We start from the raw sequence: 20,203 nt of genomic DNA, 5'->3' as shown, positions 1-20,203 counted from the left end.
TATGTGCTTTCCTTTACTGAATAATCTGCCAGTTATTAACTTATGCGCTTTCTCTAAACGTGTTTGAAAATATTTATTTATGCTGATTGCTCCTCTTTAATAATCCAACCACCCTCGTATTCATCTATGCTCCCTTTTTTACTGCTTTTTTAAGCCTGTTTAAAAGCTTATAAGAAATGCAGATAGGTCGTCCGGAATCCGGATCATTTACGATATTGGCATCTATTTCGAATACTTCTTTCAGGATATCCTTATTCATAACTTCAAAGGGTGAACCTGCTTTCATTACTCTTCCTTCTCGAAAGGCAATCATATGATCTGCAAATTTGGAGGCAAGGTTTAAGTCATGCAATACCATCAGAATGGTGCAGCCATGTTTCTTATTTAGTTCCTCCAACAATTCCAGTACCTCTAACTGATATGCCATGTCCAGGTATGTAGTAGGTTCATCCAATAAAATAATCTCCGTCTCCTGTGCAAGTGCCATTGCAATCCAGACTCTCTGCCTCTGTCCGCCGGACAGATCAGAGGTTCCTCTGTCTTCCAGCCCCGTTAAGCCGGTCGCATCAATTGCCCAGGCTACGATTTCCTTATCCTCTTTGGTCAGTCTTCCAAGTCCTTTCTGATAGGGGAATCTGCCGTATGCCACCAGTTCCTCCACAGTCAGCCCATCGGGTGCCTGAGGTGTCTGTGGAAGGATTGCCATCTTCTTAGCCAGCTCCTTGGTGGGAAGCTTATGTATTTCTTCCCCATCCAGATAAATACATCCCTTTTTTATCCCCAGAATTCTTCCAAGGGTCTTTAAAAAGGTGGATTTTCCGCAGCCATTGGGTCCGATAATGGTAGTGACCTGCCCCATGGGAATAGAAATACTTAAATCTTCTATAATAACTTTCTCTCCATATGCTGCTACTATATTCTCCGCCTGAATACCGCTTTTCATATCAACCTCTCAATCTGCCGCATAACGGCGCAAACTCCTTACACTTTTACGGTTTTCTTTCTCTCTTTTACCAGCAGAAATACAAAATAAGGTGCTCCCAAAAGGGATACCACGATACCCGTAGGTATTTCCGACGGTTCAATGATAGTTCTTGCTATGGTATCGGATATCAAAACCAACAGACCTCCCACCAGGGCACACACTGGAATTAGAATTCTGTGAGCTGAACCAACAAGCTTTCTGGATAAATGGGGCGCCATAAGACCCACGAAGCTTATACTTCCACTGACGGCTACACATGCCGCAGCAAGCGCTACCGCAGTAAAAAGTAATCTGTATTTTTCTTTTGCCACTCTTACTCCAAGTCCAAAGGAAATCTCATCTCCCATAGTGAGAATATCAAGATGTCTTGCCCGGAGCATTAAATATACTATCCCTAAAACAATCCAGGGCAGAAGGGCCGTTACAAATTTCCAGTTCGAATTCCAGATACTTCCTGCCTGCCATTTGGCCAGAAATTCATGCTGAGAATCGTCCAGACGAATAATGATCATGGTCATTACGGAGTTTATACCTGCCTGTATCGCCACACCATTGAGTACCAACCGCATGGAGGATACACCACTTGTCTTTCTGGTGGACAGTGAATAGATCAGGCCTCCCGTAAGCAGTGCACCTGCCAGTGACAGAAAGGGCAGCCCGAATACCGATCCAAAAGACACTGCTCCATTAAGTACTACGTAGATAACTACCACAACTCCCGCACCTGCATTAATACCAAGAATGCCCGGATCAGCCAGTGGATTTCTTGTGATTCCCTGTATGATACAACCGGACAAGGCAAAACCTGCCCCTATTAATACTGCTACCATAATTCTTGGCAGGCGAAACTGCAGCACCACCAGATTTTCTTTTACAGAACCTCCGCCTGTAAGAATTCTTAAGATATCCGGTAAGCTTAAATCCGTATAACCGGCATTGATACTGATAAAGAACATAAGGGGAATTGATAAGAGCAGGAGTAGTAATATGTATTTCCTGTTATTCTTCTTCATTAGAGTTCTCCCTTCTGTCTTCTTGCAAAATATAGGAATACCGGAACTCCAATTAAGGAAATTAAGGCACCGATGGGTATTTCACTGGGTGCACTTAAGGTTTTGGCCCCAATGTCAGCTATAACCAGGAGGAACCCGCCCATTACCGCACTAAGAGGAATAATCAGCCTGTAATCCGGTCCTACTAAAAACCTGGCAAAATGAGGTATCAGCATACCGACAAAGGTTATGCTGCCGGCAAGTGCCACTGAGGTTCCGGCCAGTAAGACCACCACAATGGTACCAGCCGTCTTTACAAAACTCAGCTTAACTCCTAAGCCTAACGCAACCTCCTCTCCCATATTCAGTATGGATATCTTTCTTGAGAGAACGATTGCTATAATCAATCCACCGATTATTACGGGAACACTTACCCTTAACTGATTCCAGCTGTTACCGGATACACTTCCCATGGTCCAGAAATTTAGATTCTGGCTCATTTTATTACCGATTGCTATGGCCTGGCTCATAGCCACCAAAAAAGTACTGACAGCAGCTCCTGCCAAAACCAGTTTCATGGGTTTATTTCCTCCTGGCACCAGATTACTGATTGCATATACCGCCAGGGCACCAATTGCCGCTCCGATAAAGGAACTTATTATGATCTGGTTATAAGAAACATTTGTTCCATACGCCAGACAGACTGCAATTGCAAGCGCAGCACCGGAATTAAGTCCCATTAGCCCGGAGTCTGCCAGTGGATTTCTTGTCATTCCCTGCATCACTGCACCTGCTACTGCCAGCGCTGAGCCCACCAAAGCTGCGCTGATTACCCGGGGAAGCCTCAAATCCACTACCATAAGGTGCTGTAAATTATCCGCTTCAAAATGTAGCAGGGCATCCACAACTGTAGACAGCGGAATAGTCGCCGCTCCCAGAGTTATCGATATCAGCATGGATAAAAGTAGAAAAAAGCAGCCGACTATTATTAAGAACATAGCCCTTACTCCTCTCTTCCCTTTCATTTCATTTTCAACCTTCTGTTTCATTTATGCCTCCGCATATAAAAGGGGCTGCCGAATAAACCATATTGTTTTATTCGACACCCCTGCCTTTATACAGCTTTTTCTGATTTTATTTATTCACTGCCCAGTAATGTCTCAATAATGGTATCTACTGTATATACGGTTGAAATGGCGCTGGCAGCGTGGCCGGAACCGTCAAGACGATAAATATGCCCTTCTTTGGAAGCCGTCAGGGATTTCCATACGGAATTGTTATTGTTCAATTCCTCAAAATATGCTTCATCACCATCAAAAACATTGACAAACAGGTAATCAGGATTCATCTGGGCAAGTGCCTCCAGGGATACCTGCTCATATTGCGTATTGGTTGTAAAGCCTTCCGGTACATTTAATCCAAGACCAGTCTCACTGTCATATAAATCCGGACGGTATGCCATGTAGTATTCATCTTCGCCCATTAAGGATAGCAGCATAACTGTCTTACCATTATATTTTTCCTGAAGTTTAACTCTTGCATCCGCCAGTTTCTGATCAACTTCCGCAATAACCTCTTCTGCTTTCTGTGTTTTACCGATTACTTTACCAATTTCTCTTAAGCTGAATCTCCAGTCCATTTTAACCTGAGGGCCAAATACAACAACAGGTGCAATCTTCTCTAAATTCTCAATTGCCTCTTTGTTGTAGCTCTGCTGTAAGATAATATCCGGCTCTAATTCCGCTAACAGCTCCAGATTGATATCTGTGTCTCCAAGATTCACTACGGAACTTAAATCGTATCCTTTAAAAGCATCCCAGGTCTTTGCATAGTTCTCAGCATTTGTAGTACCGATAGGCATTGCGTCCAGAAGAATTAAGGACTCCCAGTGAGGCAGATAGCTGATTGCTATTTTAGTTGGCTGCTTCTCTATGGTTACTTCTCTGCCCTCACCGTCTGTATATGTATAGGGATAGGTGGTTTCCTCCACCTGCAGTGGTGTAACCGCGGAATCAGAAGTATCGCCTGTCTCTTCCGGTGCTTCCGTTGCTGCCGGTTCTTCTGTTGCCGGTACTTCCGTTGCTTCTGCTTCTGTACTGTTGTTTGCAGCTGTCTGTGCATTGTCATTGGCTTTACTGCATCCAGCTAAAACCATAGCTGAAAGGGCTGTTACAGCCACTATCCTTACTATTTTTTTCATTATGTCCTCCATGTATCTATGAATATGATTGTCATTATCATCAGAAATATATCATACCCTGTAGCAAAAGGAAATAGACATAATTTTAATTCACCATGGATTTTTTCCGAAGGTTTCACGGAAACTGCTTGGTGAATAATCTGTATACTTCTTAAATAAGCGGCTGAAATACAGCGAATCTTCAATTCCAATCATGCTACTAATCTCTGATACGGAGATGGTATCATGTATCAGCAGCTCTTTGGCCCGGTTTATCTTAAAACCGGTTATGTATTTTTTAGGGCACTCTCCCATAAGCTTACGAAACAGATAGGAAAAACGTTTGACATCCATACCTGCCATTTCTGACAATTCCAGGACAGTTATGTTCCTGTCATACTGATTATTTATATAATCAACCAGTTCTTTTACGGTATCTTCGTCAGAATTTTTCTTTTTATCCATACCATGGGACAGTAAATGTTCCATAATGGAATAAAGCAGCGTTTTGCTTCGAAACTCATTAAGAGCTCCCGGGCTTCTCCTTACCTGATGCAGCTGTTTTACCAGGGTCATCAGATCATTATAACAGGCGGGATTTAAATACAGCCTGCCATGCAGGTTCTCAAGGTACTCTTTCACTTCTTTGGGGCCGCTGACATAATAATGCAGCAAAGCAAATTCCCATATTCCGTCTCCTACCACCTTTTTATCAAGCTCCATACTGGGTCCGGCATGAAGAACTATCCCCGGTTCCAGTTCATGTGCCTCCCCTTTCAGCGTAAATACAGCTTTTCCTTTGAGGGGGATAACAAGACCGCAGACCTCCGGTTTTGTATAATTATCATATATTTTTGTAAAAGGCTGAACTGATATGATAAAAAAGTCGTCTACCTTGAAAATACCTTCTGAGAAACTTTGTATTAATTTATCTTTATCCATTTTCACAACTAATCCCCTAAATTAATATTTATGCATTTGAGTTTCATTATCATTATATGGACATATTTCTAAATTGTCAAGGATATCAGGGGGAACCATACTGAATGATAAGCTTAGTTGCTCTTCTTAAGCACATAATAATTTTGGTAATTAACTACTATTCATAAAAAAAGCTTGCAGAATAGACAAATTACGTCTATTCTGCAAGTATTCATTCTATACCCAATATTTCTGTGGGCTTTTGACCCTGAAAACTAAGTGACTGTTAAATTCAATATAATCAATAATTCTAACAATTTCAATCTTACTCACTTATAAAATAACATAAAATTAAAATTACATTTACTTTTCAAAGGTCTTTTCAAAGGCCGCCTTGCGTTCATCAATAATTGCCTGACCGCCAGAATTTAAGTAATCTGCAAATCCGCTGTCAAAAACAGAATCAAATTTACCGCTTTCGGCTACAATTGATTGGGTCAATAACGTATTACGTTTCTCACTAAGCGCTGTTCCCATTCCTTCTTCTGACTTAATTTCACCCACATTATATTTATTCTCATAAACACCGTCATAGGTGGAAAGTTTGAAGGCTTTCTCAATATAGCTGGGAGTCACTCCCACGTAGCTTAATGCAATGGATTTTACTGTCAATTCCTCATTTCCAAGATCCAGTCCATTTATGGTTATGGTATAGTCAATGTTATTCTGAGAATTCATGATCTTCTCACCGGTAGCTGCCATTGTCTTAATACTTCCGTCTTCCATTTTTTCATGGGTTACACCTTCTTCACCGGTCTGTAAAAAGATACGGTTTTCAAGGTTACTGATCCAATCCAGGTATAACATGGAGGCAACTGGCTCATCATTGGTTGCGGGGAAGAAGATTTTTCGGTCAATCGGTCCCGGCAGGAACTTCGTATAAAGGCCTGCTTCATTCTTAAAGGGCATTACCGCTACATAACCTGCATCTTCTCCTACAAGACGTTTCAGATTATTGTTTATACTGTCTTCTCCGTTACGATAAGGATAATCCCAGTTATGTATAAAAGCTCCCACATATCCGGCTTTCATCATGTTATCTTCTGTAGGGTCACCAGAACCGTATAAGGGGAAATCCTTCCATACCAAGCCTTCGTTGTACCATTTATTTAATACCTGTATACCGTTCTTAATGCCCGGATACAAGAGCTTCCTGTCATCAAAGCCATTAATGTATTTATCTTTGTCGGATATACCATTCGGTACAAAGGAGGCAATCAGATGGTCTGCTCTCCAGCCAACATCAAAGCTGATGGAGAAAGGTACCATTTTATCTGCTTCTGCACCAAGGAGGGTTGAAGCATTCTCCTTAAAGGCTTTTAGCATACTCTCAAACTCTTCCAGTGTAGTGGGTTCTGAAAGATTCAACTTCTTTAGCCAGTCTTCTCTTACAAAGGTATTGATACGGGCGGAATTGGCCAGTCTGGCCTCTAGTGCCCAGATTGTTCCGGCCTGGGGATCTTTATCCCAGTTGATATTTGTTTCCTGTAGTAAACCCCAGAGATTGGGAAGTATGTCTTTGTTATCATTTACATAGGAATTTAAATCGGTAACACCACCCATATTAGCATAGGTCTGGATAGTAGAATAATCATAGGTAACACAAATATCCGGTGCATCTCCTGCTGCCAGCAGGTTGTTTATCTGCTCTACCTCCGTCCAGCGGGGTACCGGTACAAAAGTTACTTCTACATTATGATCTCTTAGCATACCCTCTTTGATAAAATCTGTGTAAAAATTATCCTCCGGTTTGGAGCCACCGTCATTGCCACGGTCAAATACTTCCACCGTAATCTTTCTGGTAGTCGTGAATTTACCGTCCACTATTTCTGCATTCTTATCTTCTGCTTCTTTTGTCGGAGTTACTTCTCCTTTTTTATCCGTATTTGTTTCCTTGGATACCGCCGGCGTATTGTTTGAGTTCCCCTTGCCGCCGCATGCCGTAAGTGAAAGTACTATCAGTATACTTACAAGCAAAACAGAAATCAGCTTTCTCATTGAAACCTCCTATTAATATATATAATTTGACTTATTACGTCCAACCATAAGGGTACCTATCCTATTCCTTTATCGCACCTAAGGTTACACCTGCTATAAAATATTTCTGCAGCCAGGGATAGACCAGCAATATTGGTACCGTTGCAAAGATTACAGTAGCCGCCTTTAAGGTTTCTGACAGACCTGGTGCACTAAAGCCTTCCTGGGTCGCAACCTCGACCTGCATCATATTATTTAAAATATTATACAGAAGCAGCTGTATGGGATAAAACTTCCGGTTATTCATATACATTAAGGCATCTGAAAATCCATTCCAGCGGCCCACTGCATAAAAAAGAGAAAGGGTAGCTATTACAGGAGTGGACAAGGGCAGATAAATTTTCACCAGCACCTGAAGAAAGCCTGCTCCATCAATCTGTGCGGATTCTCTGAGACTGTCTGGTATCCCGTAAAAGAAACTTCGCATTATGATCATGTTAAATACACTTAAACATCCGGGAATTATCAATACCAGGGGGGTATTTAACAGATTTATATCCTTTATCAGCAGATAGCTGGGGATTGCACCGGCATTAAAGTACATAGTCAGAATAATCACCGTATTAAAAAATGCCTTTCCTTTTAAATTATCGTAGATCAGAGGATACGCGCACAAAACTGTCATTAGCATGGATACAATCGTAAATACCACTGCTAATATTGCAGTCCATGCAATGGACCAAATATACTTGGCATCCACTAATACGGTCTTATATGCCTCCAGATTAAATCCTACGGGAATCAGGAGCACCTTATTGCGGATTAAGGCTTCCGGAGAGCTTAAGGAACGTGCCAGTACACTCAAGAGCGGAATAAGGCATACTGAAATTACCAGAACACAGATCCCAACAATAATCCAGTCACCTAATTTTGTTTTCTTTGATTTAATCATCTTACCTGACTCTCCTTTCTACCAGATTCCACGTTCACCAAATTTTTTTGCAATTGTATTTGCCATCAGAAGGAAGATCACGCAAATAACCGATTGGAACAAACCAACTGCTGTGGTCAGTGAAAATTGCAGACCTCTGATACCATAGGTGTAAACAAAGGTGGATATTACATTTGATACACTTATTACCAGTTTATTTGTTAAAGCAAAGGGCCTGTCAAACTCGCTTCCAAGAATTCTTCCGAGACTCATAATAAGCAAGATTACAATGGTAGGTCTTAACCCCGGCAGTGTAATATGCCAGATTTTTCTCAATCTGCTAGCTCCGTCAACAGCCGCGGCTTCATAAAGCTCTGGGTTTATACCGGTAATGGCTGCCAGATATATAATGGTATTCCAACCTACACTCTGCCAGATACCCAGAAAAATATATGTAAATATCCAATGGGTCGGATCATTTAAAAACGGAATGGCTTCTAATCCCAGCTTGTTCAAGAGTATATTTACAAATCCGTTGGTAGGTGCAAAAAGCTGTAGGGCAAGACCGGATATAATAATCCAGGAAAGGAAATGGGGCATGTATACTATTGTCTGGGTAATTCGTTTAAAACGCTTAAATACCAGCTCATTTAATAAAAGTGCCAATATAATCGGTGCCGGAAAACCAAGTGCCAGGTCAAGAAGATTAAGTGTCAGGGTATTACGCAGGGCATAGAGAAAATCTCTGTTCGAAAAAGCCTTTATAAAATATTCAAAACCGTGATTAGCCGCCCACTCCATGTCCCAGACATTTTGTATAATGCTGTATTTCTTGAAGGCAATCTGGATATAGATCATAGGAATATACTTAAATACCAGAAAATATGTCAGGGGAATTGCCAGAAGAAGATACAAGGTCCAGTAACGCTTTATGTATGCGATAGTCTTTCTGGTTCTTAAAGATAATTTATCGGTTGAAGCTTTCATTGCACACCTCTTTCTTTGAAATATAAACATGCAAAAGTATCCCTGAGAATGGGTTACTTCATTTTATTTCCCTGTGGTTTTGGTTGAGGTTATCTGACAGTCTGATAAAGGGAACAACATAATAATATAATTGTGTCATGACAGTATCTTTATGATAATGGTTAGAATTGAAGTAGAATGCAGTAATATTTTGTGATTTTTTACCATTAATTTATTATAACTTATAAGCTTTCTTTTTACTTCTTAAATATTGCTATGAGCTTGCCACATATTGCTAAAACTAGTTTAAGCTTCTAGCTGATATTACTCTTTAAACTTAAGGAAGTATTCCTTCGGTGCGGTCAAAAAAACAGCCTCATCAGCTGTAGTATTACCTGGCCTGATGGGGCTGTTGGTTGAAATTCTCTATTTTCCTTTTGCTGCAAGATAATCCGTTAACTGAGTATTAGCATCTTCTACTAGTCCATCGATTCCGTTATCTTTTAATTTCTTGATAAACTCAGGCAAAGCCTGTGCCGGATCGACAGTTCCGGTATTTAAGGCAAGCGCATATTCTGCTGCTACATTTGCAAGAGCAGCCATTTCAGTCTGCTTGTTTGTGGGATCGTATGCCCAGCCTAAAGCGGGTATACTCTTTGCAGAGCCATAATAAGTTTTGAAATCATCCCAGAAGTTGATATCCTGGCCGTCCAGAGGAGGCAGCTGGGTTACATTACCCATCCCATTGGTCCAAGGTGTGTATTCAGCACGTTTATCTGTGAATTCAACCTTACCGTCTTTTAGATTATAGTGTACACCTTCTACACCATATTCCAGTAATGTGAAAAGATAAGGATCTGTATTTAACAGGTTTAAGAACATCATGGCACGTTCCGGATTCTTGGAAGAAGTTGAAATTGCCATCATGGCACCTTGGGATGAGGTTGTATCTACATATGCAGGTGTACAGGGAACCATATCAACTTTAAAACCACGCTCTGTGGTAGCCTGCACTTCATAACCAAGTGCATAGCTCTGTGTTCCGATCAGATATCCACCGGTAAGCTGTTTTGCACTACGGGTATCATTTGCCTGGTTTGCATTACCCATGGCAGGATCAATATAACCAGCCAGGAAGTATTCACGGGTCTTTTCTACGAACTTCTTATATTCCGGTGTTTCGAACTTGCTTAAGATCTTGTTGCCGTAAATGCCTTCCGCAGAAGGATCTACAGGGTTCATATAATAAGATAACAGGTTGATGGTACCAGAGTCACCGGTTACGATAATAGAGTTATTTACCATTCTCTCTAATACGGCACCTTCAACTAACAGAGGGTAAAAATCTGCACCTTCCCCTTCCTTTACCTTCTTAAGGATATCTCCGAAGCTGTAATAATCTGCCTTCTTGATATCATCAACCGTATATCCGTATTTCTCAAGAAGAGGCACATTTATGTCCCAGCAGTTCTGCGTAGCAATATCTTTATAGCCGGGTACTGCATATACACCGTAACCATCAGAACCATTGATCTTGGCACCATCTGTAAGTACAGTAGGCAGCTGTTTCCAAAGATCTGGCGCATACTTCTCAATCAGGTTGTTATTTGGATCATCCAGACGAACCCAAGCACCTTTTTTTGCAAAGGCATTGTATTCGTCAGCACTCCAGGAACAGGTAAAATAAATGTCTACATCATCGCCACCGTTAATGGCAAGGGTTACATTGTCATTAAAGTCACCCCAGGTTCCCCAGATTGGCTCAAGAGTTACATTAAGCTTTTCTTTTAAATATTCGTTTGCTTTTGCAAGAACTTCTGTGTCATCGGTAACATTGCTTCCATGGAGATACCATTTTAAGGTAACTGGCTGTGAAATGTCTGCAGCAGCTGATTCCGTTTCAGTACCTTTTGTGTCAGTCTCACTGCCGGACTCCGAAGAAGAGCCCTTATTTGTACTTCCCGTATTGTTTCCGGAAGTTTTTTCGGTGTTGTTCTTTCCGCAGGCCGCCAGAGAAAATACCAGCACCAGGACAAGAAGCATTGATAGTACCTTTTTCATAAATATAATCCTCCTTTATATTCTTTATTATAGGAACAAAAAATCATCCCTGTAATCATCATTATGGCAGAATTAAATCCGCCTCTTTATCGGTTATAAGTCACTATTTCCGATAACTTTTAAGGGTAAACTCCCTGTTTTATATAGCTCCCAGTCTTATTTAGCTCTCAGTCTTATTCAGCTTTCAGTCTTATTTAACTCTCAGTCTTATTTAGCTCTCTGTCTTATTTAGCTCTCTGTCTTATTTAGCTCTCTGTCTTATTTAGCTCTCTGTCTTATTTAACTCTCATCTGTGACTTGGTACAAGAACAGTTACGTTTGTTAAACTTATACGTTTTCCACCCCCATAGGGTATAAAGAAGCACTCATGTAAATCAAATGTAATAACAAATTAACCGAGAATTGTGCGGGCTAACTTGAGCAGGATAACATCTTTATCCTTTTACAGACCCTACCGTAAGTCCTGATATGATGTAACGCTGGAAAAACGGATAGGCACAGGCAATAGGCAGTACGATTAACACAACCAGGGACATTCGCAAGGTATCCTGGGGTATGGAGCTCATAATCTTGGCCGCCTCCGCACCTATTAAAGAACTGTTTTTTACCAGGAAATCCGCTTGATTCTGCATTCTCATCAAAAGATATTGAAGTGGAATATAATGAGCATCCCTGACATAAAGCATGGGAATAAACCATTCATTCCAGAATGCCAGTGCATTTAATAACGCTATGGTAGCAATGCCGGGTTTTGATATTGGTACGATAATCTTGAACAAGGTATTGTACTCTCCGCTTCCGTCAATAGCTGCTGACTCGATCAATTCAGTAGGAACTGAGGATTGAAAAAAGGTCCTCATGATTATTATGTTAAAAGGGTTTACTAGCATTGGTACAATCATTGCTGCATAATTATCACTTAAACCGAGCATTATCTTACATACCATATAGGTAGGTGCAAGTCCTCCGCCAAAAAGCATGGTAAAGAAGCTGAAGAAAGTGAAAAAAGTACGGTATTTAAAATCCTTGCGAAAAAGTGCATAAGAATACAATACGCACATTAAGACACTAAGCCCGGTACCAAGAATCGTTACAAAGAAACTGTTGAAATAGGATCTCCAGAGCTGATCGCCTAAATCCATTACATATTGATAGGCTTCCAGTGACCAGGTTTCCGGGATAAAGGAGAACCCAATGCTCCTGATACTGTCCTGGGAACTGAAGGATATGATTACTACAAATAGAAATGGGATAATGCACATAAGGCAGAACAATCCCAGAATGATATTTATTATTACTTCAGCTGTCAGACTGACGGAATTCAATCTTCTTTTCCTGCCGCTAATATTGACTGTATCTCTAGCAGAACTCATAATATTACCCCCACCTGCCGTTATCCAAACTGCAGGGCCGTAACTTTCGTTTCCGAAAGCATACCGCATCCTTTCTTTCTTTTATCCAAATCTGCCGCTCTCAGCAAAATTACTTGTTTAGAACAGGCTGCTCTCTTTGTCTACTTTTCTTACAATTGTATTGGTAACCATAATACAGACAAAACCGATAATATTCTGCATAAGGCTGGCAGCAGTACTCATTCCTTCACTGTGAGTGGACATCAGGGTTCGGTATACATAGGTATCTATAACCTGTGTAGCTGGAAATAGAGGTCCAGAATTCATAGGAACACTATAGAAAAGTCCAAAGTCAGCATTAAAGATTTTGCCCACATTCATAATAAACAGGATGATTATCATTGTTTTCAGATGAGGAACCGTAACATACCATACCTGCTGCCATTTGCTGGCACCATCTATTCCCGCTGCTTCGTATTGAGAGGTATCAATACCGGTAATCGCTGCCAGGTATAGAATAGTTGAATAACCGATATTCTTCCACAAGCTTGCCAGGGTCAGTATAAAGGGCCAATAGGAAGGATCATTATACCAGTTTATAACCTCCATTCCATGTGACTTCTGGAAGTTTACGATTAACCCTCTGGTGGGATCTAAAAATGCCAGGACAAAATAACTTGCTACTACCCAGCTAAGAAAATACGGAAAGAACATTAAGGTCTGATATGTCTTTGCTACAAACTTTTTCGTTATTTCATTTAACATTACAGCAAAACTTACAGATATAAGGATTCCAAGTACAATCCAGAGCGCATTATATCCCAGTGTATTGCGTATCATAACCCAGGAATCCGAAGTAGCAAACAGGAATTTAAAATTCTTAAAGCCCACCCATTCACTATGCAGGATATTATTAATCAGTGAAGGGTCCTTGCTGTATATTTTGTACTCCTTAAAGGCAATTACAATACCAAACATCGGCAAGTAACGCAGCAGAATGAGCCAAATGGCTCCGGGAGCTACCATACTGAGCAGCACTAAGGTTTTTTTATATTTGGCAAAACCTTTTAATTTGTCTCCTGCTCCGGCTGTTAACTTAAGCATATTTTGTCCTCCTGTAGTCTTTTTTTGATATCTGACGCAAACCACTGTTTACACTAAGTTTACATGATTTATTCGTAATAGTAACGGTATGCAATTGTTATTATTTGTTTATATATGTGAATAGTGATATATTTGATTGATTAGTTGAAATGTTTTTGTGCTTATTTAACAGAACACCAGGAAGTAAATGTAATACATACCAATATATTTGAAATTCCTGTGAATCGATTGTAAGAAATAAGAAAATATGATAAGATACTATCTTGTAGGTATAATATAACAATCCTTTTTTTAGGAATCTGTTTTAGCGAAACCCCAGGTGTGTCTGAACAGCTTATACCGAGGTTGGATATTCCATTTAGCGGAATATTAGAGATACCAAAAGTGTGATTATAGCTGCCGGGTGATTGGTTTTTATAATGCAGAAGGCTGCTAAGTATGGTGTTCATTACGGTGCACTAAATTTCAGACATACCCTAAGAGAAGAAAAAATATAAGGTGAAATAGATGAAAAGATTTATAGCAGATCGAAAGCTTTTTATAAGGAGACTTTTTCTTATAATATTGGATGCTCTGTTTATTAACCTGGCATCTTTTCTGGCGTTAATGATACGTTTTGATTTTCGTATCAGTCAGGTGCCGACGAATTATTCAGAAGCAGTTCTTAGTTATGTGTTTATTAATACCCTGCTGACTATTGGTATTTTTGCGGTTTTCAGGCTTTATAACAGTTTGTGGAAATATGCAGGTATTGATGAGCTTACCAATATTCTTTTTGCCTGTGTAACAGCTGGAGCTGTACAGTTAACAGCCATGCATTTTTTCTTAAAGGTTCATGTTCCTAGAAGCTTCTACCCTTTAAGTACTCTCTTTTTATTATTATTTGTTACTCTCGGACGTTTCTTCTATCGTTATGTCAGAAGACTGTCCAGACGAAATTTTGGCGTGGTTAAGGAACGAATTATGGTCATCGGTGCCGGTGAGGCCGGCAGTTATATCATTCGTGAAATTACAAGCAGTGTATATATAAACGGCAGCGTTGTCTGTGCCATTGACGATGATAAGAATAAACTAGGCAGCTATATTCAGGGAGTTAAGGTCGTAGGTGACAGAACCAAAATTCTTGAGTCCGTTGAAAAATATGAGATTACCAATATTATTATCTCTATCCCTTCCGCCAGTCAAAAAACCATCCGTCAAATACTGGAGGTCTGTAAGCAGACGAATTGTAAGCTTAAGATTCTTCCTGGCATGTATCAGCTCATCAACGAAGATATCAGCATTACGAAATTAAGAGATGTTGAAATCGATGACCTTCTTGGCCGTGACCCGGTTAAAATTGATATGGACGAGGTTATGGGTTATGTAAGCGGAAAGGTTATATTAGTTACAGGAGGCGGCGGTTCCATTGGAAGTGAGCTGTGCAGGCAGTTAGCAGGTCATAAACCAAAGCACCTGATCATACTTGATATCTATGAGAACAATGCTTATTCCATCGAACAGGAGCTTAAGAATACGCATCCTGAGCTTAACCTGACTGTGCTTATTGCCTCTGTAAGAAATACGAAAAGAATACATATGATAATGGACAGATTCCGCCCTGAAATTATTTATCATGCTGCTGCTCACAAGCATGTACCTTTAATGGAGGCAAGTCCCAATGAAGCCATTAAGAACAATGTTGGCGGTACCTACAAGATGGCAATGGCGGCTCATTTGTTTGGAGTAAAGAAGTTTATTCTTATTTCCTCTGATAAAGCGGTTAATCCCACTAATGTCATGGGTGCCTCTAAACGTATCTGTGAGCTTATAATTCAATCTTTTCAAAAGAAATCAGATACTGAATTCGTTGCCGTAAGGTTTGGTAACGTACTGGGCAGTAACGGCAGTGTAATTCCTCTGTTCAAGGAGCAGATACTAAGAGGTGGTCCTGTGACAGTTACCCATCCGGATATTATTCGGTATTTTATGATTATACCAGAGGCAGTATCTCTGGTGCTGCAAGCAGGTGCTTATGCCAAAGGCGGAGAAATCTTTGTTCTTGATATGGGGGAACCAGTAAGGATTGCTGATCTTGCAGAGAATCTTATTCGTTTATCAGGATATGAGCCCGGAAGGGATATTGAGATTGAGTATACGGGTCTTCGCCCCGGTGAGAAATTATACGAAGAGCTCTTAATGGATGAAGAAGGACTTACTACAACTGCTAATAAATTAATTTATATTGGAAAACAAATGGATATTGATGCAGATGATTTCCTAACGAAAGTCCTGGAGCTGGACAATGCGGCAAAAGAGGAAGCGGAGGATATTAGAGAGCGGATTATAGCGTTAATACCTACTTACCATCCTGAAAATGCAGGTGCTGAGAGTGGAAATAGTGACAAAACTGCAATGACTTATGTGGCGGCAAGCAAAGAATAATTTTATTCTGCTTGCCGTCGATGTTTTTATGAAAAATAATTAAGTGAGATTCTTAAGAATAATTCTTTTGCATCTCTTCAGGCTTGTATGATACAATATTTACGAAAGGAGGTAGTGATAAAATGGAAGCAGAATTAAAGAGTATGTTAACTCAGATAATGCAAGATGTCAGAAGCACAAAAGATGATGTTTCTTCTTTAAAAGAAGACGTTTTTTCTTTGAAAGAAGATTTTTCTGGCTTAAAAGAAGACGTTTCCGCTTTGAAGGATGATGTTTCTGGCTTGAAAGAAGACGTTTCCGCTTTGAAGGATGATGTTTCTGGCTTGAAAGAAGACGTTTCCGCTTTGAAGGATGATGTTTCTGGCTTGAAAGAAGACGTTTCCGCTTTGAAGGATGATGTTTCTGGCTTGAAAGAAGACGTTTCCGCTTTGAAGGATGATGTTTCTGGCTTGAAAGAAGATGTTTCTGGCTTGAAAGAAGATGTTTCTGGCTTGAAAGAAGATGTTTCTGGCTTGAAAGAAGATGTTTCTGGCTTGAAAGAAGATGTTTCTGGCTTGAAAGAAGATGTTTCTGGCTTGAAAGAAGATGTTTCTGGCTTGAAAGAAGATGTTTCTGTTTTGAAAGAGGACGTAGGTTCCTTAAGAAAAGAGATGGATATTGTAAATTATAAACTCGACATGCACAGCGACAAGATTGAGAGTCTTGAACTTCGAGTACGTATGTCAGAATCTAATGTCCGAAAGGATATCAAAAGGCTGTCTGATGAAAATGAGACTATCATTGAAGTATTAAAACAAAGTCACCTAATACCCCGATAAAATAATTTTCAAAAAGCCGGCTGCTTCTCTTAACAAGTGCAACCGGCTTTCATATACCATATATTCCAAGTATATTGGACTTGTGTAAATAACGTAAACAAGAAGTTAACTTTTGATGCCGCTTAGACAACCTCATGAGCAGCCTGCGGAGTCAAATAATTAATGGCCTCATGAATCTTTTTTATTGTTCTAAGCTTCAATATATAACCAGCTTTACGAAAACTTTATCTGCTTACTTACATTATCTACTTTCTAACGTCATCTGTTTTCATCTACATCTGTGCATTGAACAAACTTTTAATCTTATAGATAACATCATCTGAATCCGCATTGATACTGGAAGCTTCATTTATATCAGAAATTGTTTTAAGAGCTTCAATGTCAGCGTTGTAACCTATGGTATAGATGGGAATTCCGGATTCTTTAATTACCGGAGATACATAATCAAGTGAGTTTCCTTCATTGGTGGCTCCATCACTTAAAAGAAACAGCATGAGCTTGGCATTTGGATTACTTTTCTTTGCCTCCAGCAGCATATTGACACCAACGGTTATACCATCATAGGAAGCAGTTCCTCCTGTTGCCTGTAAGTCCTCTACCGCTCCCTGAAAATATGCTCGCTGATTTAAATCAAACTTTGCGATAGGAACTTCTACCACTACATCAGAGCTATAGCTTACAAGACCTATGCTGTTATTGTCCTTAATATACTCCGCTCCGTTAATCAGACTCTTCTTAAGCTGTAAGAGAGGATCACCGTCCATACTGCCGCTGGTGTCGGCTACAAATACGGCAATAATATCCTTTCCACCGTCTTTGTTCTCTTTCCAAAGCTTCTGCGCTTCCAGAATACCTCTTCCGGTAGTATCATAAGACTCTCCGGCATACTCATTGTTTCCATTAAAACCATATTCTGCCGCTAATTTCTGGGCTTTACTTCCTGTTGCATATTTTACAAATTCCTTTATAGCGGCTTTTTTACCATCAGAAAGCTTACCTACTGCATAAAGTGGATTATCATGTCTTATACCAAAGGGAATAAATTCAAATTTGGATAGCTCTTTGTCATTGATATAGGTCTGATATTCCATGATCATACCCTCCAGCTTACCGGAGGAAGCACTGTCTCGCATCTGCATGGTGGTATACGCTACATACGGTATATTATTCTGAAACTTCGTAAATCCTTCTTTGGCTGTATTGCTTAACATATCATTGGAATCAAAATTGTGCAGGGTGCTTAATAAGAAATTAAGGCCTGTAGCACTTGCCAGAGGATTGGTATAACCCATGATCAGGTTGTTATCCACTACCGCTTTTACAACAGTACTAAAATCTGCTTTCCCGTAGGTTTGCTCCAGTCTGGCTTTGGCGTCTTTGCTGATTAGTATTCCGGCTACATTGCCAAGCAGCCTGTCTGCAGCAACCTCAACTTTCCCGCCCTGTGAGGCTACGAGTTCTCCCCATAGCTTGGAAGAAGGTGTATAAGCCTCCGGAAGATACTTACCGGAGATAATATAATCTGCTCCCTGGCCGGAGGATACATTTCTGACAGATACCGATATTGTCTTTCCATCTATCTTGATGTTTTCTTTATTAAAATCCTCAGCTGTTTCGATCAGCCAGCCGTCTTTGTCAGCTCCTGCCTTTTCCGGACTGGAGAAGATCTCAATATCGATATCTCCTGTCCCGGTTACGGTTAAGGGATATTTATCAATTTCCGGCAATTCGTCATATAAACTGGGTGGTGTAAGTTCCACTGAAGCTTTTCTTGGAGTGGAGGTAGTGACATTAATACTTTGAGTCAGGTAATCAAGCTTAGCAGTTAAGTCCTTCTCTGAATAGGTTTTAAACGCACTGTCACTCTTCTCTTCCTTCTTGCTGTTTCCGCTAAGTGCTCCAACTATCACCAGAACTATGACAAAAACAAGAGCAATGCCTAAAATAAATTTGAATACTTTTTGATTATTTTCCATCTTTGGCTCCTATCTGCGCACTTTGTACGCCTACAAAATCAGCTGGAGTAAACGGACTTCTCTTTCACTCTAACTCTAAGCTGTGTCTCTATAAACACCTGTAATTATCGGACTTACTGGTACTTTTTCTTTAAATCCTCAAGCTGGCTGTCTTCATTTCTACGTAAATTCTGCATAGCCGTAATGATATCTGTAAGTTTACTGATATCAACTTCACTTTCAGACCCACTCATACCGGAGACTTCTGTAATTAATTTTTCAAACTCCATCAGAACCTGGTCATTTTTATTAATATATTCTTCTATATATTCTAAGTTCTGTTCTACCAGGAAAACCTGTAATTTATCATCGAATATTTTAATTCGGTCAATAATTTTATCTGTATTAAAATCCAGAGAATTTTCCACCAATGCAGCCATATCCGCAATGGCACCACTCTGTTCCCCCTGCAGTTCTTCTAAAAGGGAGGAGAAAACATCCTTTCGCCTGTAAAAGCTTTCAATCTGCTCAATATTTTTATTAATGCTGCGATAAAGCCGTTTCATATAGCTGCTGGAAAATCTCTGCTTACGGATGTATGCCGCAAACCAATATTTCTTCCTGCCAAGCTTTGTTACTTCCTTATCCTGTGTAATCACGTCAATGGGCACATCAAAAACCAGTCGGTAAATCAGCATTATAGCAGCTGCCAATACTACAAAGACAGCTGTTATAAAAAGGGCTTTGAATACATTTGAGCTGTTCGATAAGTTCTTTAGGATGATAAAAGCTATTGGTATTGTTAATACACCTGCAAGAATTACCAATCCGTACAGGGTAAGATTCCTTTTATTTTTCATGTTAATCTCCATTCGCGCCTTGGTGCGTAAATAAGAAGTGGAAAATACTTTTATTTCCACATTAGCTTCCATTACATACTGAATCTGCCTTAAGAAGTGGTGCTGCAACAAATTAGGATAACAGCCGGCATGGAATCTTTTGGCTTTTAATAATCTTAATATTCTTTTTGCCAAAAGTCAATTAATGTAGATTAATATTTTGTTAAAATATACTATTATTATGATGTGAGATTGTGAAACATCATCATTGACAAAAGTCACAAATTTATGTAGTATAAAATTATATTTTGTAAATATTTAACACTTCTTGACTACTTGTCACATTCCTGATTCTTTTAATTGGCATAAGCTCCGAAGGATTACTAATTTACCCGGAGTTTTCAATAACCTGCTTCATATCCCGGCTAGTATTATAACACAATTGTATTAAAGTAATCTCACGATCACTTACGCAAATTAATTAGATAAACAGCTCGCATAAGTATTTTCCATACGTTTTTATGCTATCAATTGTGAGCATTTATTACTGTGCATAATGGCACGCCCACTTATATAGAAGTAATACTATTTTGATGCACGGAAAGGAGGAAACGAAGGTATTTCATACTTAAAGGATGT

15 protein-coding genes are annotated in these 20,203 nt (G+C 39.8%); 2 read left to right on the top strand and 13 right to left on the bottom strand.

Going from position 1 to position 20,203, the window contains the following annotated elements; genetic code table 11:
• Positions 1–124: 124 nt before the first annotated feature.
• The 11 genes from R2R35_RS16935 to R2R35_RS16885 all read right to left on the bottom strand — a co-directional run bounded on the left by R2R35_RS16935 (position 125) and on the right by R2R35_RS16885 (position 13,528).
• Positions 125–943 carry an ABC transporter ATP-binding protein gene (locus R2R35_RS16935; protein ID WP_317731013.1) on the bottom strand — a complete coding sequence of 273 codons (819 nt, stop codon included), beginning with the start codon at positions 941–943 and terminating at the stop codon, positions 125–127.
• 38 nt (positions 944–981) lie between these two features.
• Complete coding sequence (locus tag R2R35_RS16930) at positions 982–1,998, bottom strand: FecCD family ABC transporter permease (protein WP_317731012.1); 1,017 nt, start codon at positions 1,996–1,998, stop codon at positions 982–984.
• A complete protein-coding gene (locus tag R2R35_RS16925; protein WP_317731011.1) occupies positions 1,998–3,026 on the bottom strand; it encodes a FecCD family ABC transporter permease in 1,029 nt (342 codons plus the stop codon). The genes R2R35_RS16930 and R2R35_RS16925 overlap by 1 nt, the downstream gene beginning before the upstream one ends.
• Before the next feature lie 89 nt (positions 3,027–3,115).
• Positions 3,116–4,177 (bottom strand): iron-siderophore ABC transporter substrate-binding protein, encoded by a 1,062-nt coding sequence (locus R2R35_RS16920; protein ID WP_317731010.1) that lies wholly within the window; start codon positions 4,175–4,177, stop codon positions 3,116–3,118.
• A 90-nt stretch (positions 4,178–4,267) separates the two neighbouring features.
• Positions 4,268–5,098, bottom strand: a complete 831-nt coding sequence (locus R2R35_RS16915) for an AraC family transcriptional regulator (RefSeq protein ID WP_317734807.1) — start codon at positions 5,096–5,098, stop codon at positions 4,268–4,270.
• Positions 5,099–5,440: 342 nt separating this feature from the next.
• A complete protein-coding gene (locus R2R35_RS16910) occupies positions 5,441–7,135 on the bottom strand; it encodes an extracellular solute-binding protein (protein ID WP_317731009.1) in 1,695 nt (564 codons plus the stop codon).
• A 61-nt stretch (positions 7,136–7,196) separates the two neighbouring features.
• On the bottom strand, positions 7,197–8,066 hold the full coding sequence (locus R2R35_RS16905; protein ID WP_317731008.1) for a carbohydrate ABC transporter permease: 870 nt from the start codon (positions 8,064–8,066) through the stop codon (positions 7,197–7,199).
• 18 nt (positions 8,067–8,084) lie between these two features.
• Positions 8,085–9,032, bottom strand: a complete 948-nt coding sequence (locus R2R35_RS16900) for an ABC transporter permease (protein WP_317731007.1) — start codon at positions 9,030–9,032, stop codon at positions 8,085–8,087.
• A 405-nt stretch (positions 9,033–9,437) separates the two neighbouring features.
• Positions 9,438–11,072 carry an ABC transporter substrate-binding protein gene (locus tag R2R35_RS16895; protein WP_317731006.1) on the bottom strand — a complete coding sequence of 545 codons (1,635 nt, stop codon included), beginning with the start codon at positions 11,070–11,072 and terminating at the stop codon, positions 9,438–9,440.
• A gap of 434 nt (positions 11,073–11,506) precedes the next feature.
• Entirely contained in the window at positions 11,507–12,445 is a 939-nt protein-coding gene (locus R2R35_RS16890; protein ID WP_317731004.1) for a carbohydrate ABC transporter permease, read from the bottom strand.
• A 117-nt stretch (positions 12,446–12,562) separates the two neighbouring features.
• A complete protein-coding gene (locus tag R2R35_RS16885) occupies positions 12,563–13,528 on the bottom strand; it encodes an ABC transporter permease (RefSeq protein WP_317731003.1) in 966 nt (321 codons plus the stop codon).
• Between the two features lie 507 nt (positions 13,529–14,035).
• Here R2R35_RS16885 and R2R35_RS16880 point away from each other — a divergent pair.
• Positions 14,036–15,952 carry a polysaccharide biosynthesis protein gene (locus R2R35_RS16880; protein WP_317731002.1) on the top strand — a complete coding sequence of 639 codons (1,917 nt, stop codon included), beginning with the start codon at positions 14,036–14,038 and terminating at the stop codon, positions 15,950–15,952.
• Between the two features lie 122 nt (positions 15,953–16,074).
• On the top strand, positions 16,075–16,770 hold the full coding sequence (locus tag R2R35_RS16875) for a hypothetical protein (RefSeq protein ID WP_317731001.1): 696 nt from the start codon (positions 16,075–16,077) through the stop codon (positions 16,768–16,770).
• Between the two features lie 272 nt (positions 16,771–17,042).
• Here R2R35_RS16875 and R2R35_RS16870 read toward each other — a convergent pair whose 3' ends face one another.
• The gene (locus tag R2R35_RS16870; RefSeq protein ID WP_317731000.1) at positions 17,043–18,746 is read right to left on the bottom strand and encodes a vWA domain-containing protein; all 1,704 of its coding nucleotides are present in this window, start codon (positions 18,744–18,746) and stop codon (positions 17,043–17,045) included.
• A gap of 113 nt (positions 18,747–18,859) precedes the next feature.
• Positions 18,860–19,585: a hypothetical protein gene (locus R2R35_RS16865; RefSeq protein WP_317730999.1), complete on the bottom strand. Its 726-nt coding sequence runs from the start codon at positions 19,583–19,585 to the stop codon at positions 18,860–18,862.
• Positions 19,586–20,203 lie beyond the last annotated feature (618 nt).

The organism is Anaerocolumna sp. AGMB13020 (genome assembly GCF_033100115.1).
Taxonomy (GTDB): domain Bacteria; phylum Bacillota; class Clostridia; order Lachnospirales; family Lachnospiraceae; genus Anaerocolumna.
This window is presented reverse-complemented; position numbering and strand designations above follow the sequence as displayed.